The 24,602-nt window shown below is 39.6% G+C and carries 25 protein-coding genes; 5 read left to right on the plus strand and 20 right to left on the minus strand.

Annotated features, from left to right (window positions below):
• Nucleotides 1–44: 44 nt before the first annotated feature.
• The 3 genes from A3GE_RS0108390 to A3GE_RS0108400 are packed head-to-tail and all read right to left on the minus strand — an operon-like array spanning nucleotide 45 to nucleotide 3,264.
• Entirely contained in the window at nucleotides 45–788 is a 744-nt protein-coding gene (locus A3GE_RS0108390) for a YdcF family protein (RefSeq protein WP_018356817.1), read from the minus strand.
• Nucleotides 785–1,744, minus strand: coding sequence for a polysaccharide pyruvyl transferase family protein (locus A3GE_RS0108395; protein WP_018356818.1), 960 nt, complete (start codon nucleotides 1,742–1,744; stop codon nucleotides 785–787). The genes A3GE_RS0108390 and A3GE_RS0108395 overlap by 4 nt, the downstream gene beginning before the upstream one ends.
• A complete protein-coding gene (locus A3GE_RS0108400) occupies nucleotides 1,741–3,264 on the minus strand; it encodes a lipopolysaccharide biosynthesis protein (RefSeq protein ID WP_018356819.1) in 1,524 nt (507 codons plus the stop codon). Before A3GE_RS0108400 ends, A3GE_RS0108395 begins: the two co-directional genes overlap by 4 nt.
• Before the next feature lie 127 nt (nucleotides 3,265–3,391).
• On the opposite strand from A3GE_RS0108400, the gene A3GE_RS0108405 reads away from it, so the two are divergent.
• The 5 genes from A3GE_RS0108405 to A3GE_RS0108425 are packed head-to-tail and all read left to right on the plus strand — an operon-like array spanning nucleotide 3,392 to nucleotide 8,186.
• Nucleotides 3,392–4,162 carry a glycosyltransferase family 25 protein gene (locus A3GE_RS0108405; RefSeq protein ID WP_018356820.1) on the plus strand — a complete coding sequence of 257 codons (771 nt, stop codon included), beginning with the start codon at nucleotides 3,392–3,394 and terminating at the stop codon, nucleotides 4,160–4,162.
• Complete coding sequence (locus tag A3GE_RS0108410) at nucleotides 4,163–5,362, plus strand: hypothetical protein (protein ID WP_018356821.1); 1,200 nt, start codon at nucleotides 4,163–4,165, stop codon at nucleotides 5,360–5,362.
• On the plus strand, nucleotides 5,355–6,236 hold the full coding sequence (locus tag A3GE_RS0108415; RefSeq protein ID WP_018356822.1) for a glycosyltransferase family 2 protein: 882 nt from the start codon (nucleotides 5,355–5,357) through the stop codon (nucleotides 6,234–6,236). The genes A3GE_RS0108410 and A3GE_RS0108415 overlap by 8 nt, the downstream gene beginning before the upstream one ends.
• Before the next feature lie 14 nt (nucleotides 6,237–6,250).
• The gene (locus A3GE_RS0108420) at nucleotides 6,251–7,054 is read left to right on the plus strand and encodes a glycosyltransferase family 2 protein (RefSeq protein ID WP_018356823.1); all 804 of its coding nucleotides are present in this window, start codon (nucleotides 6,251–6,253) and stop codon (nucleotides 7,052–7,054) included.
• Between the two features lie 25 nt (nucleotides 7,055–7,079).
• Nucleotides 7,080–8,186 carry a lytic murein transglycosylase gene (locus A3GE_RS0108425; protein ID WP_018356824.1) on the plus strand — a complete coding sequence of 369 codons (1,107 nt, stop codon included), beginning with the start codon at nucleotides 7,080–7,082 and terminating at the stop codon, nucleotides 8,184–8,186.
• A gap of 74 nt (nucleotides 8,187–8,260) precedes the next feature.
• Here the strand turns inward: A3GE_RS0108425 and A3GE_RS0108430 are convergent, their stop codons facing one another.
• From A3GE_RS0108430 to A3GE_RS0108510, 17 genes are all read right to left on the minus strand, one after another.
• Nucleotides 8,261–8,839: a hypothetical protein gene (locus A3GE_RS0108430; RefSeq protein WP_018356825.1), complete on the minus strand. Its 579-nt coding sequence runs from the start codon at nucleotides 8,837–8,839 to the stop codon at nucleotides 8,261–8,263.
• A gap of 107 nt (nucleotides 8,840–8,946) precedes the next feature.
• Complete coding sequence (locus A3GE_RS0108435; RefSeq protein ID WP_018356826.1) at nucleotides 8,947–9,264, minus strand: c-type cytochrome; 318 nt, start codon at nucleotides 9,262–9,264, stop codon at nucleotides 8,947–8,949.
• A 17-nt stretch (nucleotides 9,265–9,281) separates the two neighbouring features.
• Nucleotides 9,282–9,764 carry a TlpA family protein disulfide reductase gene (locus tag A3GE_RS0108440; RefSeq protein ID WP_018356827.1) on the minus strand — a complete coding sequence of 161 codons (483 nt, stop codon included), beginning with the start codon at nucleotides 9,762–9,764 and terminating at the stop codon, nucleotides 9,282–9,284.
• Nucleotides 9,754–10,425: an ABC transporter ATP-binding protein gene (locus tag A3GE_RS0108445; RefSeq protein ID WP_018356828.1), complete on the minus strand. Its 672-nt coding sequence runs from the start codon at nucleotides 10,423–10,425 to the stop codon at nucleotides 9,754–9,756. The genes A3GE_RS0108440 and A3GE_RS0108445 overlap by 11 nt, the downstream gene beginning before the upstream one ends.
• Before the next feature lie 46 nt (nucleotides 10,426–10,471).
• A complete protein-coding gene (locus tag A3GE_RS0108450; RefSeq protein ID WP_018356829.1) occupies nucleotides 10,472–11,605 on the minus strand; it encodes an ABC transporter permease in 1,134 nt (377 codons plus the stop codon).
• Nucleotides 11,592–12,923: an ABC transporter permease gene (locus A3GE_RS0108455; RefSeq protein ID WP_018356830.1), complete on the minus strand. Its 1,332-nt coding sequence runs from the start codon at nucleotides 12,921–12,923 to the stop codon at nucleotides 11,592–11,594. Before A3GE_RS0108455 ends, A3GE_RS0108450 begins: the two co-directional genes overlap by 14 nt.
• A gap of 2 nt (nucleotides 12,924–12,925) precedes the next feature.
• Nucleotides 12,926–14,332, minus strand: a complete 1,407-nt coding sequence (locus A3GE_RS0108460) for a Fe-S-containing protein (RefSeq protein WP_026215447.1) — start codon at nucleotides 14,330–14,332, stop codon at nucleotides 12,926–12,928.
• Nucleotides 14,333–14,447: 115 nt separating this feature from the next.
• A complete protein-coding gene (locus tag A3GE_RS0108465) occupies nucleotides 14,448–14,966 on the minus strand; it encodes an iron transporter (RefSeq protein WP_018356832.1) in 519 nt (172 codons plus the stop codon).
• Nucleotides 14,967–14,989: 23 nt separating this feature from the next.
• Nucleotides 14,990–16,885 (minus strand): FTR1 family protein, encoded by a 1,896-nt coding sequence (locus tag A3GE_RS0108470; protein ID WP_018356833.1) that lies wholly within the window; start codon nucleotides 16,883–16,885, stop codon nucleotides 14,990–14,992.
• Nucleotides 16,886–17,040: 155 nt separating this feature from the next.
• The gene (locus A3GE_RS11625) at nucleotides 17,041–17,343 is read right to left on the minus strand and encodes a hypothetical protein (protein ID WP_018356834.1); all 303 of its coding nucleotides are present in this window, start codon (nucleotides 17,341–17,343) and stop codon (nucleotides 17,041–17,043) included.
• Nucleotides 17,344–17,789: 446 nt separating this feature from the next.
• Nucleotides 17,790–18,737 (minus strand): ribose-phosphate pyrophosphokinase, encoded by a 948-nt coding sequence (locus A3GE_RS0108480; RefSeq protein ID WP_018356835.1) that lies wholly within the window; start codon nucleotides 18,735–18,737, stop codon nucleotides 17,790–17,792.
• A 17-nt stretch (nucleotides 18,738–18,754) separates the two neighbouring features.
• Nucleotides 18,755–19,672, minus strand: coding sequence for a 4-(cytidine 5'-diphospho)-2-C-methyl-D-erythritol kinase (gene ispE / locus A3GE_RS0108485; protein WP_018356836.1), 918 nt, complete (start codon nucleotides 19,670–19,672; stop codon nucleotides 18,755–18,757).
• Entirely contained in the window at nucleotides 19,672–20,292 is a 621-nt protein-coding gene (gene lolB / locus A3GE_RS0108490; protein ID WP_018356837.1) for a lipoprotein insertase outer membrane protein LolB, read from the minus strand. Before lolB ends, ispE begins: the two co-directional genes overlap by 1 nt.
• Nucleotides 20,293–20,337: 45 nt before the next feature.
• Nucleotides 20,338–21,609 (minus strand): multifunctional CCA addition/repair protein, encoded by a 1,272-nt coding sequence (locus tag A3GE_RS0108495; protein ID WP_018356838.1) that lies wholly within the window; start codon nucleotides 21,607–21,609, stop codon nucleotides 20,338–20,340.
• 49 nt (nucleotides 21,610–21,658) lie between these two features.
• Nucleotides 21,659–22,270: a TIGR04211 family SH3 domain-containing protein gene (locus tag A3GE_RS0108500; RefSeq protein WP_026215449.1), complete on the minus strand. Its 612-nt coding sequence runs from the start codon at nucleotides 22,268–22,270 to the stop codon at nucleotides 21,659–21,661.
• Nucleotides 22,271–22,363: 93 nt separating this feature from the next.
• Nucleotides 22,364–23,626 (minus strand): inorganic phosphate transporter, encoded by a 1,263-nt coding sequence (locus tag A3GE_RS0108505; protein ID WP_018356840.1) that lies wholly within the window; start codon nucleotides 23,624–23,626, stop codon nucleotides 22,364–22,366.
• A 30-nt stretch (nucleotides 23,627–23,656) separates the two neighbouring features.
• Nucleotides 23,657–24,337 carry a TIGR00153 family protein gene (locus A3GE_RS0108510; RefSeq protein ID WP_018356841.1) on the minus strand — a complete coding sequence of 227 codons (681 nt, stop codon included), beginning with the start codon at nucleotides 24,335–24,337 and terminating at the stop codon, nucleotides 23,657–23,659.
• Between the last annotated feature and the right edge of the window lie 265 nt (nucleotides 24,338–24,602).

Genomic DNA, 24,602 nt, shown 5'->3' on the forward strand with positions numbered 1-24,602 from the left:
TAAAAGTGCGGTCGATTTTGACCGCACTTTTTTAATGCAAGAAATTATTTCTCTTTCCAATAGCCGATCCATTCTTTCAATAATTGCATATTTTTTGCTAATGCACCGCCTTGCGGAACAAAATGCATCATAGTTAAACCGTATTCTTTTGGTGTAATACCTTCACCGACACTGGAGGGCAAGACGTCAAATCCCTGTTGCTGGAAAAGTAATCTGGCACGTTGCATATGCCATTCATTGGTAACCAGAATAATTTTGTTGATTTGCTCTTTTTCCAATATTTGCTTGGTAAATTGCGCATTTTCCTTGGTGGTTAAGGCGTTAGGTTCTATCCATTTTGTTGGCACATGAAAGAACTGTTGTAATTCCTCCGACGCCACTTTTGCTTCGATTGCACCGGTAGGGCTTGCACCTGTAATAAGAAGCGGTAAACCGGTTTCTTTTTGTAAGTACGCCGCATAACGTAAGCGTTCAAGCTGAATAGCAGTAGAAGCAAGAGGAGCATAAAGCTCTTTACTATCCCGTAATCCTCCGCCCAATAACACAATGGCTTGTGCATTTTTGTAGTCATTGAGGGTTAAATGATCTTCCGTCACTAAACTATCTTTTAAAGTTTGAGCAGTAAAAGGAATACTCAATATATAAAGTAGGGTAATTCCAAGTGCGGTCGAAATTCGGCTTAATTTTTTGAAATTGAATTTTGCCAAAATCAATGCTAAAAGCCATAAAATTAAAACATTAAATGGCGGCAATATCATTGTAGTGATGAGTTTTTTGATTTCCATCATTTTTTATCAATTTCCACAAAATCAATATTTTTCGTCCATAAATTGGCATAGCCGGAATTTTTACCGTAAGCGTTATCACATACTCGGTTTGGAATTTCCAGTAGGCAGGAGAAAATATGACCGTGTAATCTTGTGGTAGTTACCCGATCATTTTGCAAAAATACTGCTGCAACACGTTTCACAATATGTTTGGTGTAAGCAAACCAAAATTGATGGAAAAGATTTTTCAGCCAGCCCCAATTTTGTTGATTGGCAAATTTACTTATACGCCAGCTTAGTGCCAAAACGATACTGTCTAAGCGAGTGAGAATATCCTCCCAATCTTTCACATTTGAATTTGCAGGCAGAGTGGTGAGGATATTTTTTTCCACTTCGCTGGCTTCAATGTCTTTGCGTAAAAAGTAAAGCTGTTTGCCTGTGTTGTCTTGTGTTGTTGGCAACGTGCCGTAAAGTTGGTGTGCCATATCCGGCGATAAGGCAACATTTGAAGAAAAGTGTTTAAAGGCTTCAGCCGTGCGTTCATCACGGGCAAGTAAGTGGCAATCAGCATGCTGATTAAAAAGTGCGGTTGAGTTTTCGAGATTTTTTTGATCTTTAAAATACAAGGTTTGCGGTAACACGATGATACGGTTATTGGGAAAATGTTGAATCATTGCCTCACGAATTTTTTGGTGTTGTGGGTAGAGATCCCCAAAATTGCCACCACCGTGTAACAAAATCGTGGTATTTGGGGTAATCTTTTGTTTTACCTCATTTATATCCAGATCAAACTCACAACGTTTTAACGTCACATTGATGTTGTGATCTTTAAAAAATTGTTCTGTTCCGTGATAGATCAATAAATCCCCCACATTCAAATGTAATGGATAGTCAAAGTAAAACACATTGTTTTTATCTTTGATTAAATCTGCAATGGGAGCGAGTTGTTGCTTTAGAGAAACTAAAGTTGAATTCATTTTTTTACCTTTTTCAAAATATAGCCAAATAAGAAGGTTTTTTCTGTGCGATTTAAGCCGAATAATAAAATCACGGCAATCAGCCCAAATTCTAATAATATGGACTGAGTGATAAATTCATAGAACGTATAAATACGCTGTGTATCCGACAAGTAAATAAGCCCGATTAAGAGAACAAATATAATGCCGATATTAGATAAGTATGTGACAAATTCCTTGCGGTTAAATTTAATTTTTTTATTAATAAAATAGAAACGGTAAATTTGCATTAAAAGTGCGGTGGAAAATCTGCCGATAAAAGCATAGATCGGGCTATAACCGAGGGTAAATAAAAAGTAGGCGAGGGGAACAGTACAAAGATCAATCATTGCAACCACAATATTATATTGTTTAATTTTGTTTGTTCCGATAGCCAGTGCAGTCATCCAAAATGAGCCCGCCATTGCACTAATCAGTGAGCAGAGAAGAGTGGTTTGCACTAATTGTGCCACATATTGCGGCAAGTTATCGCCCAGCCAAAAGGTGAGTAATGTGTGGGTAAAATAAAGTACCGGTGCAGACAAAATCGCAATAAGATAAAAGGAATATTTGGATGTACCGAGAATGAGCTTTTTATTACGTTCATAATCTTTCGCAGCATAAGATTGCACAAGTTGCGGGTTAAATGCCACTTGAAAGTTATTCACAAAGCTGTAAATAGCGGTATCCACTTGGGTGGCGATCCCCACTGCCGCATTAACGGTGACGCCAAAAAACAGGTTGATAACCATATTTAACCCCTGTGTTGAGGCGACATAAGCCGTTTGCCCGAGTAACATCCAACCGGAAAAACTTGCCATCTCTTTTGTTTTACTTAAATCTTTGTAGAAACGAAAGCGGGTTTCGCTGTAAAAGGCACGGCGGGTAAAATTAAAATAAAGCAAAAATACGAGCAAGCTCACACTAAGTAACAATAGGCTATAACTGATTAATTTATCGTATTGTTCAATCTGCATCAAAATAAAGACAGCAGAGAGTTTAAATGCCGTTTCACTCAAGCCAAGCCAAGCATAAAATGCCATTCGCTCATGGGCGACAATCATCGCGTTAAAGGGAACTTTAATAATTTCAATCAAGGCAATGAGAAGGGCAATTTGATACACAATATTGGCGGCGTGCATTCTTTCCATTGGAATATTAAGTTTATGGTTTAAAAACCAAAGTCCCACGGTTTCTGCTAATATCGCCACCACAAACATAATAAAGAGATGATTTAAAAGACTGATATTAAAAATAATATTGACACGGCTTGAATCATTGGCGGCTTTTTCCACATTAATAAAACGTTGCGTGGTTGCCGTCATCGTACCGTTAAAAAACGAAAACAAAATCACCACGCCCATGACAATGTTATAAATCCCGAAATCTTCTACCCCCAACACGTGTAATACAACACGGGAGATATAAAGCATTGCCCCCATATTAAAGAGCATGCGGATGTAAAGAAACAGGGTATTTTTAGCAATGGTTTTGTTCGACATTATGACTTATTTTTGCCTTAAAATTGGTGGGGAATTATAGATTTCTTTAGTATAATCGGCAATCTTTTATGCAACTATTTCCCATTTGATTAATCAAATAGACGATACCATTTTAGTTGAGAGAATAATGAATAAATATTTGATTTCCCTAGATAAAGATGAGCAGCGTCGGGTGCTTTTCTTTTCTCAACCCGATACGGCGGATTTTTGTGTATTTTCTGCAATCAATACGATGCTACGTGAATGGGCAGAACTGGCACAACAGTTTGATTTGGTTCAATTTGAACATCGTTACGGGCGTAAAGTGACCAAAGGCGAAATCGGTTGTACGCTTAGTCATCTTGAAGTGTATCGTTTGATTGTGGAAGATGAGTCGGTGGTAGACGAGGATTATGCCTTGGTGTGCGAAGATGATGCTCTGTTTGCGGCAAATTTCCAACAAAATTTGACAGCACTTTTAGCGCAGAATAATACAATGCCGATTGTTCTCATCGGACAATCAAAAATTGCTCAATTTAATGATATTGAGCTGGAAATTAATTATCCTACGACGTTTTCATTTTTATGTCATAAAGCCGGTGATATGGCTTATGCTTATCCTTATAAAAGTTATTTTGCCGGTACAGTGGGTTATTTAATCAAAAAATCTGCCGCACGGGCATTTCTCAAACAACTTGAACAAGGGAAACCTTTTTGGCTTGCCGACGACTTTTTGTTATTTGAAACACAATTTACTTTGTCGAATCAAGTGGTTCGTCCATTAATGGTAATTGAAAATCCGCAATTGGTGAGTAATCTTGAGGCGATTCGAGGTTCGCAGTCGAATAATCTTGCGAAAAAACTGGTGAAATATCCGCTGAAAAAAATGATGGCGATTCAGAAAAATTTAGGAAAATAAATGACCGCACTTTTTAACCTTTTTTATATTTATGATCCGTGGTTTTTCCATGTTATGCGTATGTCCGTTATTGTGGGGGGGGGCGCATTTGTTGTTTTAATCTACCGTTATGTGAAAAAGCAAAATAGGCAAGGCATTATTGTGCCAATGGATAGTTTAGCTGTACTTTTAGGGCTAATTTTATTTAGTGTAATTCCTCTGTTGATTAATGGTACAAGGGATTTTTCAGTGATTGCTATGTATGTGAAATCACTGATTTTATTTATTTTCGGCATTGGGTTTTATAACGCCTTCTATGCGATACCAAGCAGGCAACAACGGCTTGTGCGTGATTTACAAATCGGGGTGGCGGTGCAATTTGTGTTCGGTGTATTAGCTTTGCTTGGTGTTTCCTTTTTGGTGGATTTTTTACTTTCAACCAATGCGATTTTGCCTGCACGATTTTATGGTTCGGAGCAGGAATACCGCCTGTATAACATCACTGCGACAGCCTTTTTCCAACTCAGTTTATTTTACTTAATGCTGTTCCATTTTTTATTGGCGTATAACGCAAAACATAACAGTATGCCGAGTATTTTGGTGTTTTTGATGCTCTGCATCGGATTGATTTCCGGCAGAACCTTTTTATTGCTTTCCGTGGTGAGTATTACTCTGTATTTTAAATGGCGATATATACCATCGTTGATTGCATTTTTGCTGGTAGTGCTAGGATTGGCTTTTTTTATGCCAAAAAATCCTTATGTCGCTCATGCGTTAGAGCCTGTTATTAATTTATTACACGGTGCCGGTTTTGCCAGTTCTTCTACGGATACCTTGGTCAAAGATCATTTATTTATGCCGACTTTAAAACAATTTATCAGCGGTGATGGAATGTATATGACAGGGCAGTTAGACGTGGGGCGTTATTATGGCAATACGGATTCCGGTTTTTTACGCCAAATTTTATACGGTGGTGTGGTTTATGCGTTGGTTTGTTTTTTCGTTACCTTTTATTTTGTACGCAAAGTAGCATTAAATTGGTTTGACGGCAGCTGGAAATTTATTCTTTCAGCCTTTGTGATTCTTGCTGCCTGCAATATCAAAGCCGATACCTTTGCTTTTCCGGGCATTATGTTTGTGATGTTGATGTTTTTGTCATTATTTGGCGTTCACGGTAAACAACGTATTTTCTTAGTACAGAATGAGGAAAAAAATGTTTAGTATCATTGTACCGTCTTACAATCGAAAATCGGAAATTCCCGCTTTATTGGAAAGTTTAAATCACCAAACCAATAAAGATTTTGAGGTGGTGATTATCGATGACAACTCACAAGATCCTGTTGTGGTGGAGAAATTTTATCCCTTTAAGGTAAATGTAATCCGTAATGAAACCAATCAAGGCGCAGCGGAAAGTCGAAATATCGGAGCCCGTGCGGCAACGGAGGAATGGTTGTTATTTTTAGATGATGATGATCGTTTTGCCGAGAATAAATGCGAGCGATTGGCAGAAGAGATTAACAAACATCCCGATATTAATTTTATTTACCACCCAGCAAAATGTGAAATGGTGAATGAAGGTTTTACCTATGTGACCAAACCGATTCTACCACAAGAAATTAGTGTAGAACGGATTTTACTTGCCAACAAAATTGGCGGTATGCCGATGGTGGTGGTAAAGAAAGATCTTTTTTTAAAAATTGGCGGATTATCTACCGCACTTCGTTCTTTAGAAGACTATGATTTTTTGTTGAAATTAGTCAAAGACCCCACTTTTAAACCCCATAGAGTGGATGAGCTTTTGACCCATTGCACTTTCCACACCAAACGTTCCAGCGTTTCAACGGATACCACCAATACGGAAAAAGCCATTGATTATATTCGTGAGCATTATGTGGAAACGGAAAAACAGGCACATAATTTCAACATTAACGCCAGCTATATTTTGGCTTATCCGCACATTATGAATTTGTCACGCAAAGCAGCATATTATTATTTTGATATTTTTAAACAAACCAAAAGTATTAAACAATTAGTGATTGCGATGATTGTGCTTATTTCGCCGGAACTGGCACTGAATTTGAAACGGTTTATGTAATAGAAAGGATAGTCATGAAATTTTCAGTTTTAATGTCTTTATATATTAAGGAAAATCCACGATTTTTACGGGAATGTTTTGAAAGTTTAGCTGCTCAAACCCATCAGGCGGACGAAATCGTTTTAGTATTTGATGGTGCGGTTACTGAGGAGCTAGAAGCGGTTGTTTCTGAATTTGAAAAACAGTTACCATTAAAATTAGTGAAATTACCGAAAAATCAAGGGCTAGGCAATGCCTTAAACGAGGGCTTGAAACATTGCTCATATAACTGGGTATTCCGTATGGATACGGATGATATTTGCGTGCCGGAACGTTTTGCAAAGCAAGTGACATTTATTGAAAAATACCCCGACACGATTATTTTTGGCGGACAAATTGCCGAGTTTGGTGAGAATGTGAATGATATTGTGGCATATCGCCGTGTGCCGGTAGAAGCGCAAGATATTGTGAAATTTACCCAAAAACGTTGCCCTTTTAACCATATGACGGTGGCATATCAGAAAAGTGCGGTGATAAATTGTGGCGGTTATGAGGATCTGCAAGAGGATTATTACTTGTGGATTAAACTCGTTGCACAAGGACAATCTGTGGCAAATTTACCGGATATTTTGGTTTACGCTCGGGTAGGAAACGGTATGGTGGGTCGGCGTCGTGGTTTAAATCAGGCTAAAGCAGAATGGCGGCTATTCAAATTAAAATATCGTTTAGGCATACAAAATTTAGCCTCAGGCTTATTTATTTTTATTTTACGATCCGCTTCCCGTTTATTACCGACCTCATTATTAAAGGCGGCTTATAATCAATTTTTAAGAAAATAAAATGATGTTAAAAGAAGGAAAGTAAATGAAAAAAATCTCGATATTATCCACCGCACTTTTATCTTGTTTACTCGTGGGATGTTCTAGCGGTAGTCAAAGTTCATCGCTTAAAAACATTCCGATAATTAGTCGTAATGCGGTTTATTCCAAATCACGTACACCGGATAACTTTTATGATTATGTGCAATTTTTAAAAGGCAAAGCGGCAGCAGAAGGCGTTTCTCTTGCGACCTTAAATGCACAAAATAATATTCATTATGTGGAAAAAGCCGTAGCGTTAGATCGGGCTCAAGCTGGGCGTCTGGTAAGACGTGAGCCAAACCGCCCTCCCGTGTTGAATCCAAACGGCACGACCAATTACCTCAATAAAGTCTTAACCAATAATAAAGTGAATGTGGCGGAAGAGCGTTATTGGGAAGTTCAAGTACCTCTTCAACGGGCAAGCCGGCGTTATGGCGTACAACAAGAATATATTCTTGCGTTATGGGGTATGGAAAGTAGTTTCGGGCATTATCAAGGAAGCTATGATGTGCTATCCGCCTTAGCGACCCTTGCCTTTAATGGAAGACGTGAAGCCTTGTTTGGCAAAGAGTTCATCAATGCGATGAAAATGTTGGATCGAGATCATATTCAACGCGCTCGAATGTTAGGATCTTGGGCGGGGGCAATGGGACAAACCCAGTTTATGCCAAGTGCTTTCTTAAATTATGCGGCTGACGGCAATGGTGATGGTGTGAAGGATATTTGGACAAATCAATTTGATGCCTTTGCTTCTATTGCAAATTATTTACACACAGTAGGTTGGGACGATAAATTGCCTTGGGGAATCGAAGTGACTTTAAACCAACCGTTTGATTTATCCCTTTCCGGTATTGAGAAAAATAAAGCCCGTTCTTTGCGTGATTGGCAAGCCCAAGGTGTGATGCCATTAAGTTTTAGTGCGCAAGAACAAGCAAAACTGACAGCACTTTCTCATGCGGATCTCTGGCTTGTCCGTCCGGATAAACAGGTGGGGAGAGCATTTTTAGTTTCTAATAATTTCCGCACGATTTTAGATTGGAATAAATCCAATTATTTTGCCGTAAGTATTGGTATGTTTGCGGATCAAATTAAGGAAAGGGTCGGATTATAAGGGTACTATGTAGCAAATGCACAAAAAACAGCGGTCAAATTGACCGCTGTTTTTTTGCTTGTTTAGCGAAAATATTATTTTGCTGCCGGTTTTTCTGCATTAGGAGTTGCAGGTTGAGCTGGAGCTGGGTTGAATTTAGCTTCAATTTGTGCGCCGAGTTCAGCTAGAGATTGCATTTTGTTTTGTAATTCTAGCGCTTTTTCAGCGTAAGCTTTTTGATCTGCTTCCGTTTTCACATTTGCTTGAGCAACCAATAATTGGCTCGCAAGAGTCAATACTTCTTTGGTTTGATTTTTTGCATTACTGATTAAATCGGATTTCACATCAAGAGCATCTAAACTTGCAATGCTTGTTTGAACACTCTTGTTAAATTCTTCAACGGCTGCTTTTGCTTTATTTTCATCTTTGGATTCAGCTGCAGCACTTAATGCTTGCTGTAATTTTTGTTGATTTTGCGCTTGCACTGCACCTTGTTCTTGATTCCAAGCGACTAATTTTTCATAATCTGCTTTTTCTTGTGCTTCTGCAGTCATTACCGGTGCTGTTGCTTCAGCAGGTTTAGCAGTATCTGCCGTTTTGTCCGCCGCTTTATCACAAGCAGCTAAGAATAAAGTAAACAATGCAGTTGCAGTAATTTTTGTCAATTTGTTCATAAGTAATCCTTTGAATTGGAAATTAAAAAAGTATCTCTTGGATGATTAAATCCACGATTCCCTAGGACCGTCTATTTTCGGATTAGTTCAAAATTTTTTCAAGAAATTTATTTTAAGGTTGGCACAAACTCGGATAAGGCTTTTATTTCCTCTTCGGTTAAACGCTGTTTTGCCGGATTTCCGGCACCGATAACATTTCCCTTTTTACGTTCAAAAAGTGCGGTTGAAATATCTTCTGTTTTTAATTGATTGATGACTTTAGATTCGCCCATCGCCGCTCTCTCGCCTTTTTTTCCATGGCAAGTGGCGCAAGAGCGTTTATAAATTTTTTCTGCTTTAATGAAATCAGGATTATTAGGTACTTCGGCTTGAGCAGAAAAAGAAATACAGAACAGGCTACCGAGAAGTAAGTAAAACAGTTTCATTGAGAATCCCTAACCGTCTATTTTTTGAATAACTTATCTAATTCTTGTTGAGGAATTTTACCTTCAAATTTCGCTTGAATATAGCCCTTGTCATCAATAATGAAAGAGGTGGGCGTACCCACTAATTGATACCGCTCGGCGGTGATTTTCATTTGATCTTTAATCACCGATTGGGTGAGTTGGTGTTTGGCGACAACTGCTTTGGTATCCATATTTTCACCGTCAACATTAATGGCGATAAGCTGAACTTTATTCGGATAAGCTTCATCAAGTTGCTCAAATGTTTTTAATTCCGCCATACAATGACCACAGGTTTCCGACCAAAAAGTGAGTAGTCGGGTGCCTTGCCAATCCTTTAAGCTCACTTGTTTTCCTTGAAGATCATAGGCAGCAATTTCCGGAGCAACGTTGCCAAGGCTTGCCGTTTCTTCTTTACAGGAAACAGAGCCGAAAACGACCGCACTTAAGCAGAGTGATTTGAGTAAAAGTTTAACGTTCATTTCGTTCCTCCCGTAAAAACTTACCATGTTGAAGATAAATAGTGCGATCAGTGAGTTCGCCCAGCTCCGGATTATGGGTTACCATGACAATGGTTCTGCCTTGGCGGTTTAATTCTTGCAATAAATTTAGGATTAGAGCCTCATTTTTCTCGTCTAAATTACCGGTAGGTTCATCGGCAAAAATAACGGGAGGCTGATTGACAAGGGCGCGAGCAATACAAACACGCTGTTGTTCTCCACCGGAAAGTTGGCTTGGTCGGTGATCAATACGATGCCCTAACCCCACTTGTTCTAATACGGCTTTTGCCGCCGTCTCGTCAATAACGCTGTGATAATGTTGAGCGAGCATCACATTTTCAAGTGCGGTTAAGTAGGGAATTAAATGGAATTGTTGGAACACCAAGCCGATTTTTTCTGCACGAAAACGTTGGCGACCGATTTCATCTAATTGAGCGGCATCAATACCATCTAAAATAACTTTTCCTTCACTGGCGGTATCCAGACCGGTGAGAATATTCATCAAGGTAGTTTTTCCTGAGCCGGATGCACCCATGATAGCAATAAATTCCCCCTGTTTAATTTGAATGTTGATGTCTTCAAGTGCGGTGACTTGGTCGAACCGTTTGTATAAATGTTCTGTTTCAATAACAAATTGAGTCATAGCTTTCTCTTTTATTTTTTAAGCAGATTTGTTTAATTCACAATACTTATTCGCCTTTTAGTACATTCGCTGTCTGAATGCTTAATGCACGGCGTGTCGGAATAATGACGGCGATAAATGCGACCAGTAAGGAGAGTACAAGGGTAATAGGGAAGACCGGTAAACGCATATCAATATAAGATTTAAAGACGGTTAAACCTAAAACTTGTGCAAGTAAATAGCCCAACAGCAATCCAACGAAAATTGCATAAGTGGCGATAATCAGAATTTCTGTACAGATTTGCTTAATAATATCAGACTGTTTTGCCCCTAACGCTTTTTGGAGGGCAAATTCTTTGGATCGTTCTCCTACTATTGCAATCAATGTTGTGTTCACACAAAGGGTCGATAACACTAAAATCACCAAAGAAATCAGCCCCATTAACCCTTTTATTTTGTTTAAAATTTGTCCTTCAGAGGCGGAAACTTTGCGAATCGGGCGGGCGGTGAGGTCCTGATATTGTTGCATAATATTTTCAGCGAATTGATCCACCTGACCCAGTTCATTTCTGACATTGAGTAGGGCATTGTTGGCAAGCCCTTCTTTTTCCAACCAACTTTGCGCAAAATCAAGATTGACGATGAGCATATTGTCTGTGGCATCACCGGCTTCTACAATGGCTTTAATGGTAAATTGATGTTTTTCTATCGCATTTTTTGAAAGTTGTAGTTTGTCACCGATTTTTAAATTGAGGCGTTCAGCAAGGGTTTTCCCAATCATCGCATTACGATCATCAAAATTCACATTAATGGCGGAGCCGTTAATTTGCCAATAAGGGGCTAAAACCCGCATATCTTCAAAGCGAACGCCCATAATGATGATTTTTTCCAATTCACTGCGTGTTATGCCATAAAGATATGGACTGGCTGCCGTAACTAATCCCTGTGGAGATTGTCGTAAAATCTCATCAATTTGATTCACTGAAAGCATCTCGCCTTTTGTCGAACCGATATAGAAATTTGCCCCAAAGGTACGAAGTTCTTGGCTCATTTTGGTGTTAATGTCGAAATAGACGGCTGCCATGGCTGTCACAATGCCAGCCCCCACCGTTAAGGCTGTGAAAATAATCATCACTCGCTGTAAGCGCAGACGAAGTGCGCGGAAAATCAATCGCCAAAACATACTTTTATTGTCTGCCATAAAGCACCTCAATAGGATAAAGTTTGGCTATGCGATGAGCGGGAAACCAAGTGCCAATAAGTGCAATAATGATTGACAGTGTGAGGACGCAAGGGATAACGATCCACGCAAAACTGAGTGGCGCGCCAAAAAGGGTCATGCCAATAAATTTGGCCAAGCCCCAGCCAGCTAAACATCCCAAGATACCGCCAATTAATGCACTCAACACGGCTTCGCAATAGAACAACAAAACGATTTGCCATTGGTAGGCACCCAAGGCTTTCATTAAACCGATTTCTTTGCTTCGTTCAATAATACTGGAATTCATCAGCGAGGCGATACCCATTGCCGCGGCAATGAGCGCTGCCAGTGTAACTACTGAGAGTAATAATTGGATTTTGCCGATCACCACGCCTTCGGAGGCGGCGACTTGCCAAATCGGGCGTACAATGGAACCGGAAACGGCTTCTTCCAGTTGGTGAGATATTGAAGACACATAAGCGGTGCAATACCAGCGATCATATTCTTCCGCATCAAGGCTATCGGTGTTAGCGCGTGCTTTACGGGAGAGGGCATTTTCCGGTACTGTGAGGGCGGACACTTTCACGGATTGGACTTTGCCTTCTAAACCAAGTAGAGCTTGAGCAGCACTTAACGGCATCACAATCTGACTATCTTCCGCTCCGCCAGTGGTTAAAACTCCTTGAATTTTGACCGCACTTTGAGCGGAAAAATCTTTTTTTTGATAGGTTAAATGAAGGGTATCACCAATTTTCCAGTTGTTTCCTTTGGCAAGCTGCACGCCCACAAGAACAGGAATTGTCTCACTTAAATTATCATTTTCATCATTCACCCAATCGCCTTGCACCTGCCAATAAGGGCTGATAATGCGTTGTCCTGTGTGATAATCTTCTTCATCAGGAATCGCAATGTGGTGATCAAAAAAAGTACCTAGAATTGAAACGGATTCCGAAAGTGCGGTGGATTTTTCCTCTGTTTTGGTTACATTTACTTTTACCGTTAGTTGGGGGGCAAAGCCGACAATATTATTACGCCAAAAAATATCTTTAATGTTTGGTAGCTCTTTTTCATCAATAAAATCTTGACCGGAAAGGGCGATATTCGAATTGAGTTCGTTAGGCAACGCTGCGTTACTTGCCGGTTCAATCAAAATATTAGCGCCATAAGATTTCAGCTCTTTTGCCATTTTATCGCCAATGTCAATGGAAACCGCAAGCAAAGCGGAGACCAAACCTGCCGCCAAAAAAATAGTCACAATCGCTAATAATTTACGCTTAATACCAAAACGCCAAGATTGAAATAACATTCTCGCTAACATCGTCATTCCTCTTTCTCATTTCCGCTGCTCAAATATTTTTCAGGATTATTGCGGAACTGTTCAAGATTTCCTTCATTTTCAAAGAAGAAAGTACGGTTTTCGTAGCTGTATTTATGTTCTGTTTGAGTATTTTTTAATTTTTTACCGCTAATCGGATCCTGCACGTCGATTTCTATGATAGTGCTGAATAAATTTAGCCCGTCTTCCAATGAAGTGCGGCGAATAATAATCTCATTTTCTGTTTGTTGCCAATCTTCGATAGGTACGGGATTACATCCCCCCGGTTTGCCAATAGACGGAATGAACATATGTACGCCACAGCCTACGCAGACAACCTGATTTCCCTGCATCACATAGCCTTGATCACCGCATAATAAGCAGGCATCAAAGACGGCAGCGAGACTGAGTTTATTCGGCTGACGATTGATAATAAAAAAACGCACGGCTTTCCCATCATCGGCAATCCACACAAAGCGATGGAGTTTTCCGTCTTTTACCTGCTCAATGGGAATACGCACTTGTTGGGTTTGATCAAGAGTGACCGGTATGGCTTCGGACAATTGCGGTGGACGTGAAGCAACCTGTTCCCAATAAATCTGAGCCGTTGCGATAAGTACCATCGCCAATATCCCCCAATAGATAAGGCGTTTTGATACTTGTGCCAATGCCAATTTTTTGCGTTTTTCGATAGTATCTTGCTCAATTTTTGCTTGTAAAGTCCGTTTAAAGTGAGTTTGAAAAATGAAAATGCTTAGGTTGATGAACATAACCGCAAGGCAGATGAAATTGAGCCAAGTGGTGATAGCCGCCGATTTTGCTACAAAACTTAATCGTGCTTTGGTGAGGTCAATGATCTGTAATTTCATCAAAATGAGGAGTAATTCGCCTGACAGTGGAAGCACTAAAAGGAACCAAAGCACAAAACTCAGTGCAAAAAGTGCGGTAGATTTTCCTTTTGTTTTTTGCTGTTGTTTAAGTAAGAAATAGAGCCACATTGATATGGTAAAACATAAAATGACACCGAAAATAACCGCACTTAGATTCAAAATAAAATCGGTATTAATAATATCCGTATTGGTGAGGGCGGTGATATTCGGATCTTTTGCCCAAGTCGCGCCGGCAATCAGCATTAAGATAAATTGCCAACACAAGGCTAATTTGCTTGAAGTTGTCCATTGACTGAAGGCAAAAAGTAAAAATGCGCTTAAAAAAATGATGGTAAGGACAAGATTCGCCAGTTGGCTATTTGGCAACATAAAACGCAGTATAACACCGCTTATTAAGCCGAAAAGACTCAGCCAAATGATCGTTTTTGAAGAGATCGTAGTTGGTTTTATTGCCCATGAGGCGCCGAGTAAAATTGAAATGGGTAAGAGCGATTGGAGTAGAAAAACGAAAAAGTAAGTCATAAGTCAAGAAATATCATCGTGATAAAATGCGCCAGCACAATATATTGTTTTGTTAAGCGTTTAAGGTACGCAAATTTGTGCGTGAATATAAGCTATTCACGCACATTGTAAAGAATTATTTAATTCCTGTGAATTTAAATTCATAATTCACATCAAAAGGTTTCCACCAACGACCTACGCCGGTTTCGCCATCTGTATGGCGGTGCATACCGGCTTTTGATGGAGGATCGATATGATAGGTTAATTTGTAGTTACCTACGCCCATCATTTTTACGTTTGAACCATAATGAGGGCCGTCACCGGCTACCATTGGCATAAATGTACCTTCTTGTTTTTCGCCTGTATCAGTATTAACTAAGGTGTAATTGATGGTGAGGTAAGGCATCCATTCGCCATCGCCAAAGCCATTTTTATTACCTTTCATTGCGTGAATATCCGCTTCTAAGTGAATGTCGGATTTTGCTGCAGGTAAGCCCATGCCACGAGGTTCCATATCAATTGGTTTCAGATAAACGGCGGCAATTTCCATACCATTCATTGTTACCGCTTCGCCTATCGGGTATTCGGTAAAAGCTTGTGCGCTTGCGGCAAATAAGCCGGCAGAAAGTGCGGTCGCAATAAGTGCTTTTTTCATATTAGATCTCCTGAGATTTAAGGTTATGCTGTTTTTTTACTTTGGTATTTCATAACGGCTAAAGCAAAAAGTGCAGCGATGATTAAAATTCCTTGTGGAATTAATGTTTCCAGATAAGGGTAAATACCCAACCATGAAATTTCCGGTATGCCGTTCATTAAGGTCGGCTCAAATAATTTTCCTTCAATAAGTTCCAAGATCGATTTTCCGGCAAAGACAAATGCCATGACATACATAAATGTGCCGGTGAACATAAAAAATGGTTTGAGGGGAAGTTTCACTACGCTATATCGCATAATGAAGTAGCAAATCGCCAGTAGGAATACGCCGACAAGGAAACCCGCAAAAAGATATGCCAAACCGACCGCACTTTTGGCATCACTTGCCAGAGCGTAATAGAACAAGACGGTTTCCGCCCCTTCACGATAAACCGCTAAAAAACTGGTGAGCCATAACCCGGCTAAGGAGCCTGCGGTTAATGCCGTAGAGAGTTTGCCTTCTAGATAACGTTTCCAATTTTGAGCTTCCACTTTGGAAAGCAACCAATAACTCATCATAAAAAGCATAACAACGGCAATCATCATGGTGAAACCTTCCAGCAATTCTCGGTTTTGACCGGAATTTTCAAAAATAAGTTGGAAAATAAAGGCGGTGATAACACTTGCGCCCAAGGCAACATAGACCGATTGACGAATTGTCGGCAATTTATCTTGATGATTATTTTTGACGAGGTACGCCACAATAGCGGCGACAATGAGTAGGGCTTCTAATCCTTCCCGCAGAATGATTAACAAACTATATAAAAATAACGACCAATCACTTTGTTCACCACCTTGCAACATTCCAACAGCTTTGGATAAATTCTGGGCTAATCCCTCTGCTTGAGGTTGCAATTTGTCCTCTTGATTAGCTTTCATTAGGCTCACCATTCTGGTGAAATACCCTTCAATTTCTGCTTTGAAGTTACTATCGCGAGAGCCGATTTTATTTTCCATTCCACTGTTTTCAAACACATCAAAATAGGTGTCTTGCACGGCAAGAATGGCTTTTTTCTGTTCGCCTTTTTTATAAAGTGAAATGGCTTGTTGAATACCTTGATTAACTTGATCAGCAATTTTTTGCCAATCTTGTTGTGCATTTTCCCCTGATTGTGCCACATTATCTTGTTGGTTTTGTTCTTCACGGGTAGTCGGTAACGCCGGCAATAATTCTTCAATATCTTGTAGAAGATTGGTGCTTTGGTAGGCTATCTCTGTCATTTGGTCCGCTTGTTCGCTTAAACGAATTAAATTGTAGAATTGTTGATTGATGGCGGCGGATTGCTCGGAAGAGCGATGAGTACGAACAGCCATCTCCATTTCTGAATTTTTATAGCCGTCATACTGTGCTTGTTGGAATGATTGTTTGGCTTTGGTGAAATTTCCTTGCTCATAAGCCTCAATCGCTTGTGCGAGCAAATCATCAATGGTTTTAAAACTTTGCTGCCAGTAAGGTAGAATTTGGGTGTTTTGATAAACGCTATGCTGTCCGTCCGCATCGAGTTTATGGCCCTCTGCTAGAGCGGGCAATACTTCTTGCAATGCCTGTTTTAAACCATTAATTTTCGTTTGAATTTCATCAAGGGGTTTACCTTCTCCAATCATTTTACGAATTTCACCAAAGGTCGCTTCCATTTGATAGCTTTTTTGTGCCGAAAAATTAATACGGATAGGGCCTTCTAAATTCTCAAAGACTTCAAAATACGCCATCTGCACTTCAGTGCGGGCATCATCAGGATTATTTTGTTGAAGGAGTGCGGCTGTTTTGTCCAACCGTGTTGTAATATCTGCTACCCATTGTTGATAGTTATCTTGTGCTAAAACGAGTTGAGAAAAGAAAAAAGTAAATAATACTGCGCCATAACGCACAATACGCAACATTGAAATCTCCAAATGCAATTTATTCTTATTTCTGCGTATTATCCTATAATAAGAAAAAATCTCAACTATGATTTTCTCATTTTGTGATGAAGGTCAAGTTTGGGAGAAGGGATAAAACACCTCATTTTTTTACCGCACTTTGTTTAATGAGTCACTCAAATTTTTTTGAGTTCCATTTTTTCAGGGTTGTATTTATAAACATTAATGCTACCGCCGTGGGCTTGTCCGGTAACGAAGATATGGGCTTGAGGGGAAGAGGCGAATGTTTTGCTGTTAAAATAGTTATTTGCCGAAATCATGGGGGAAGAACCTAAATCGACATAGCCTTTTATCCATGGATCGCCGATGGTATAGATGGGGGCTATTGTTGCATTGGCTTCATCATCATAAGTGTATCCTACGCGAATAAAATCGGTTTCAGTTAAAAAAGCATAAGCAACTGTTTTTTCAAGCATCATGCGTTGAAATTGTTCTTTAGTTAATGGGATTAATCTAGTTTTATCATATTCTTCAGTGAATAAATTAAAAATACCGTTGTAGGGATTGGATAGTAGGCAAATTATTTATATTCCACAATATGTTATGTTCATTACTGTCTCCAGTTATAATCCAATTTTCATTCGGGCTAATGATACCTGTTGTTTCTCCTGCATTTTACCAGACTGTTTAGCGTATTTATGAATAAAGAACGTAATAACTGCAAATTTTGCATTTGATGTATTTGTTGATAAATACGAATCTTGTTTTGTGCTAACTCCGGATTGGTCGCATAAACAAGTAAAATTGATTTTTCGTTATTTAATTCAGTTGTCGTAATAAATACATCAATGGCATAAATTTGATTTGTTGTATTCATAAAAAAGCATAAAAAAATGCGGTCAAATTTGACCGCATTTTTAGCTGATTAGTTAAACATTGCCGATATGGATTCTTCGTTACTGATACGGCGAATAGATTCTGCCAGCATAGAAGAAAGGGTAAGAATACGTACTTTACCAAGGGCTTTCATTTCAGCTGAAAGAGGAATTGTATCGGTGACTACAATTTCATCAATCGAGTCGCTTGCAAGGTTTTTTGCTGCCGCACCGGAGAAAACAGCATGAGTTGCGTAAGCAAATACGCGTTTTGCTCCGCGCTCTTTTAGAGCTTCCGCTGCTTTGCATAATGTGCCACCAGTGTCGATCATATCATCTACAAGAATACAATCACGTCCTGCAACATCACCAATGATATGCATGACTTGGGCGACATTTGCATGTGGACGGCGTTTATCAATAATCGCCATATCGGTGTCGTTTAATAATTTTGCTACCGCACGTGCGCGTACTACACCACCGATATCCGGAGAAACCACAATCGGATTTTCAAGATCGGTTTTTTTCAAAATATCATGAATGAGTACCGGTGAGCCGAATACGTTATCGACAGGTACATCGAAGAAACCTTGGATTTGTTCCGCATGGAGATCACAGGTCAGAACGCGATCGATACCGACAGTGGAAAGCATATCGGCGACAACTTTGGCGGTAATCGGTACGCGGGCGGAACGTACGCGGCGATCTTGGCGTGCATAACCGAAATAAGGAATCACAGCGGTAATACGACCGGCTGATGCACGGCGTAAAGCATCTACCATGACAACCAATTCCATTAGGTTGTCGTTAGTCGGAGCACAGGTTGATTGAATAATGAAAACATCCGCACCACGCACATTTTCGTTAATTTGAACTTGAATTTCACCATCACTGAAACGACCTACTGTCGCATCACCAAGGGAAATATATAAACGTTCGGAAATGCGTTTTGCAAGTTCAGGTGTTGCATTCCCCGCGAAGAGTTTAATGTCTGGCATTGGTTTATAACCTCAGGTTAGATTGTAGATGAATTAGGGAGATTGTGGTGTTTCAACAGTTGATATAACGGTGAAACATTGAGTCCTTTCGCAACAAAACCGAATAATTCTTTTGGTTTTTGTTGAAAGCATGCTTGGGCATCTGCCTCGTTGTTAAATTCAGCGAATACGCAAGCACCAGTTCCGGTTAATCTTGCCGGTGCATATTGTAGCAACCAGTTTAGGGCTTTTTCAACGTCTGGATAGTGATTTAGCACAATTTTTTGGCAATCGTTTTCGTAAGGCGAATTAAGTAGCTTGTTTAAAGCTTTTTTAGGCGTGTTACGCGGTAGATCTGGATCATTGAAAATCACGGCGGTGGAAATTGAACTTTCCGGTTTTAATACAACAAACCATTTTTCTGTTGGGGTACAGTAGGTGATTTTTTCTCCTACTCCTTCAGCAAAAGCGGCGTGACCATGTATAAAAATAGGTACATCCGCACCTAAGCCCAATCCTATCTCAGCCAGTTCATCAAGGGATAAATTGGCATTCCAAAGATAATTTAACGCAACAAGTGTGGTTGCAGCATTGGAAGAACCACCACCGACACCGCCTCCCATAGGAAGAATTTTATCTAAATGAATGGTGGCACCCTTTGTGATGTTGGCTTTTTCCTGCAAACGTTTTGCCGCTCGGTAAATTAAATTATCTTCGGGTTTTAAATGAGGAATGTTAGGTGTGATAATAATGTCGCTGTTTTGTTCACAAACTTCAATGTCAAGCCAATCGCCAAAATCAAGAAATTGGAATAGGGTTTGTAATTCGTGGTAGCCGTTTGGCAATTTTCCGTTGATATAAAGGAATAAATTAAGTTTTGCAGGACTTGGAAAATGGTGAGGTTTTCCAAGTAAAGGTTGTGAAGAAAGTGCGGTCGAAAATTGATATGTTTTCATTAAAATGCCCACTCAACCACACGGATTTTTAGGGTTTGGGAGGTATTTTGATTTTTTAGTAAAATATTTTCCGGCATGGAATTTTCAGTATGGTAAGTTAAATAATCCGCCGTCCAAGTCGAATCGTCAAAGGGATAACTGAATGTGCCGAGTAAATGATTCATCCCGACTTTATAATCAGAATTGACAGCAGGTTGTCCTTTCATCCAATACGCAAGATGTTCTAAGGGAATATTCATACCGATCATCTCTTGTAGCAATAATTTTGCATTGCGTGCGGACTGTCGATTCCCGTTGTTATCCGAAATCGTCATACCTTGTGGCTGCATTTCAATCAGTAAGGTGGATTTACTGATGAGAGAGTAAAGTTTAAGTGTATAGGATTGTGGATTTTGATATTGCCATTCAAAACGGCTGGAAAAACGTTCTGACGGGCTAATATAACCGATTTGACCTCTGGCTCGATATTGTTGGATTTTTTCTATTTTTTGCAAATGTTGTTGCCAAGTAGCATCGGTTTTATCAAGGTATTGCATATTGGTTGGGCGCTCTGCATCCAATGTACAGGCGGTAAGAATCGTTGTGATAAAAAGTGCGGTTAAAAATTTTAATGATTTCATAGATTATGCTTAGCCCCGAAATTGGGTTATTGTAAGAGGTCGTCTCTATTTAGTAAAGCCTGTTTTTATTGAGTTTGATAGGCTTTTTTTCATCTCACTGATTACGTTGATTCGACGACGATTTAACTCATCTCGAATTCCTTGTTTTTCAAATCCGTCTGCGATCACTTGTTGAACATCGACTTTTTTAGCCGCTTTTAATAAGGCGTTGATATAATCCCGTTGTGGGTATTCCCGCATTTCAAAACCGGTTCTCCCTCTTGTATCAGCAAGACAAACTAACAGGAATTCTTGGAAACGTTGCGGTTTACGCCATACATCAAAACGATTAAAGAGTTTCATCACCGTTTCCGGACGAAGTTCAAAGGCTTTATGAATATGGGTGTGATATTCACAGGTCAATTCGGCGAGTTCTTGAACGTAACTTGGTACTTTTAAGCGTTTACAAACAGAGTGGGTTGGTTTTACGCCTGCCAGTTCATGCCCATAATGATGAGGAAGGATTTCCTTGGGAGTTAGGGCTTTGCCAAGATCATGACAAACAGCAGCAAAACGAACCGCACTTTGGTTTAGGTCAGGATGGTTCTCTGTGAGTTTTACGGCTTGTTGCAACACTAACATCGTATGCACAAAGCTATCAATTTCCGGATGGTGCTGTGGCGGATTCGGTACACCATAAAGGGCGTTCAGTTCAGGAAAAAGGATATTTAATGCGCCAATCTTACGTAGTATTTCAAAGTAAATTTCAGGATGTTTTTCATTTAATGCTTTTTCTGTTTCAAGCCAAACTCGTTCTGCCGTTAAATGTGATAGTTCACCGCTTTGTGTGAGGTTTTTCATCAACTGAAGGGTTTCCGGTGCTATTTTAAAATCAAAATGATGGAAACGAGCGGCAAAGCGGGCAACGCGTAAAACCCGTAGGGGATCTTCTGCAAAAGCAGGAGATATATGGCGTAAAATTCGATTATCTAAATCGCTTTTACCATGATAGGGATCGTGAAGATTGCCTTGGTCATCAATTGCCATGGCATTGATTGTGAGATCACGTCGAATGAGATCTTGCTCTAATGTGATGTTTGGAGAAAAATCGCAAATGAAGCCCGTATAACCCTTGCCGGATTTACGTTCTGTACGGGCAAGAGCATATTCTTCTTTAGTATTGGGATTAAGAAAAACAGGAAAATCTTTGCCGACTTGTTGATAGCCTTTGAATAGTAGCCTTTCAGCGGTTGCTCCAACGACAACCCAGTCGCGATCTTTTACCGGTAACCCTAATAATTGATCTCGAACCGCACCGCCAACCAAATAAATTTCCATTGATTTTCCTTAAAAAAAGAAACACCGAACATTTGCTCGGTGTCATTGATTATGCCCAACCGTCACGGCGTTTACGTCTTGGTAAAATATGCGGAATAATTAAGCCAAGTAACAGTCCGACACCAAGCACCGAACCACCGTAAATAAACCATTGGATCGCAATTTCACGTTTGCTGACATCAAGCATGGCTTCTAAGTCGCGATTTTTATTTTTAGTAATTTCTAACTCACGTTTGAGTTGAGAATTCTGTTCCAATAATTCGCTGCTTTGTTGCTCAGATTGTTTGGTACGACGTTGCATTTCTACGGTGCGCTGTTGCCAATCACCATCTAACTGATTGAGTTTTAATGTTAATTCTTGAATTTGAGCCTTTAATTTGGGATTTTCAAGTTTACTGCTTGGCGTGTTGCTTAATTCGGAAGTTAATATCCAAGCCTCGCGATTTTTACTGTCTCGAATGAGGCTATACTTTCCTTGTTTTTCCAATACATTGACCTGCTCTCCGGCTTGAATGGCACCGGCAATTTTAAATTGATCACCGGCACCACGGCGAAGATAAGTATTGAGGTTTTCTGTCACATATTGGGTTTCTGCGTAAGCGATAGTGACTGTTGAAATGAGTAAAACACTCGGGAATAAAAGCTTAATAAGTTTTAACATAGTTTTTGGCATACTCGCTCTTAAATTTTTGGACCTTACTTACAGACCTCAATTTAGAAAAAAAGTGCGGTTAAATTTAACCGCATTTTTTAATTAAAGAAAAATTGCACGTAAAATATAGAAAATTACGATAGCAAAGAATGCACCGGCAGGCAGTGTGATTACCCATGAGCTGATAATATTGCGGATAACGGTTAAGTTCAACGCGGCAATACCACGTGCAAAGCCAACACCTAATACAGCACCAACAAGAGTTTGTGTAGTAGAAATAGGTAAGCCGGTTCCTGAGGCAATAACAACCGTAATTGCTGTTGCAAATTCAGCAGAGAAACCGCGACTTGGTGTTAGATCGGTAATCCCTGTTCCGATTGTTCCCATTACTTTATAGCCCATAGCAGCTAAACCAATTACAATACCTGTTGCCCCTAATGGTAAGATCCACCAAGCTAAAGTACTTTTCGTTGTAATTTCACCACCACTTTCTACGATTGACACTACGGCAGAAAGTGGACCAATCGCATTGGCAACATCGTTAGAACCGTGTGCAAATGCCATTGAGCAAGCGGTTAATAGCATTAAAATACTAAATACTTTTTCAACTCCGCCAAAAGTACCGCCTTGCACACGATTTTTGAAAGCTTCGCTGCGGAAGTAAAAATAGCAGAAGACGATCGATATGAGGCTGATAGTTGCTGCAATTGTTACGGTTTCAGTGATTGTAAAATGTAAGCCAACGTGTTTTAACCCCTTTGTCATTGTTACGATGCTGAGGATAAAACTGGTTAATCCCATATAGTACGGACCGAATTTTTTTGCGTTTTTTAAAGGATCTTCTGTATCGAAAATGAGTTTTTGCGTACTGGTAAAAATGGCATAAGAAACAATACCAGATACGACCGGCGTAACAAACCAACTTCCAACAATACCACCAATGCTTTCCCAACGGACTGCGTCCGAACCAATTGTTACACAGGCGAAACCAATGATTGCACCGATAATTGAGTGTGTCGTTGAAACAGGCCAACCCATGTAAGAAGCAATGAGTAACCATACCCCTGCGGCACATAAGGCCGACATCATTCCTAATACTAAAATATCAGGGGAATCAACAAATTGTGTCGGATCAATAATACCGCTTTTAATCGTTTCGGTTACTTCACCACCGGCGAGATAAGCACCGGCAAACTCAAATATCATGGCGATTAAAATAGCCTGTTTAGCTGTGATCGTACCGGAACCGACTGAAGTTCCCATAGCATTTGAAACGTCATTTGCACCGATACCGAACGCCATTAATAAGCCAAAAATAGCAGTTATAATGATAAATAATGACCCATATTGATTAATAAGTTCCATCGTGTTTTCCTATTTTTTATTGGCAATAAACTATGAGCGGGCAAGCATTAATTCAATACGTGAACCAACCCGTTGGGCTTGATCGGCAAGTACGCCAATCCATTCCATAATTTTATATAGAAACATGACATCAATTGGATTGTAATGATGTTCAATAGCCAGTAACATTTTGCGTAATTGAATTTGCATTTGATCCGTATCGTCTTCAATCGAATCCAATTCTTGGATCATATTATTAACCAACTTCAATTCACGGCCTTTAAAGCCGGTTTCGAGTAATTCATCCATTTGTTCAATGGCTAAATGGGCTTGATGGATAGAATCCAAACTACGTTTCACATAGCTGAGGAAATCTTCTTGCATTTCTTCTGGGATACCAAATTGACGACCAATCATTCTGCCGGAAATATCTTTAGCAAAGTTCGCCAATTTGTCTTGTTGCGTCACCAATTCCAATAAATCGGTACGATCAATAGGTAAGAATAAACCACGAGGTAATTTCAAACGGATTTCTCGTTTGAGCGAATCTGCTTCGCGCTCACATCGGGAAATCTCCAAACGAACATTTTCCGCTCCTTCCCAATCTTTTAAAAAGGTTTTTTCAAAAAAAGGAATTAAAAGATCGCAACACTCAGTGACCTTGTCAGAATGTTTTTGCAAAGGTTTTAAAGGCGAGTGGGCAAATAATCCAAGGATATTATTCATTGCCATATCTCATTTACTCCATATAAGGGGTTGAAATTCGTGCGCATATTACCTGATTTTTACTTGAAATAGAATTGATTTTATAGATAACGATCATAGATTCATTAATTAATGTTTTAACCCTATGTAGATGAATCTACTAAGGTAGAAATAACCGTCAGGCTTTGAGAGTGTGTATGTAGTTAGTTGTAATGAGCCGATATTAAACTATTGTGTGTCGTTCGGATGATGGTATAAAAAATGTGTAAATCCTCTTAACAGGAAAATTGTT

Source organism: Rodentibacter pneumotropicus DSM 21403 (genome assembly GCF_000379905.1).
Taxonomy (GTDB): Bacteria; Pseudomonadota; Gammaproteobacteria; order Enterobacterales; family Pasteurellaceae; genus Rodentibacter; species Rodentibacter pneumotropicus.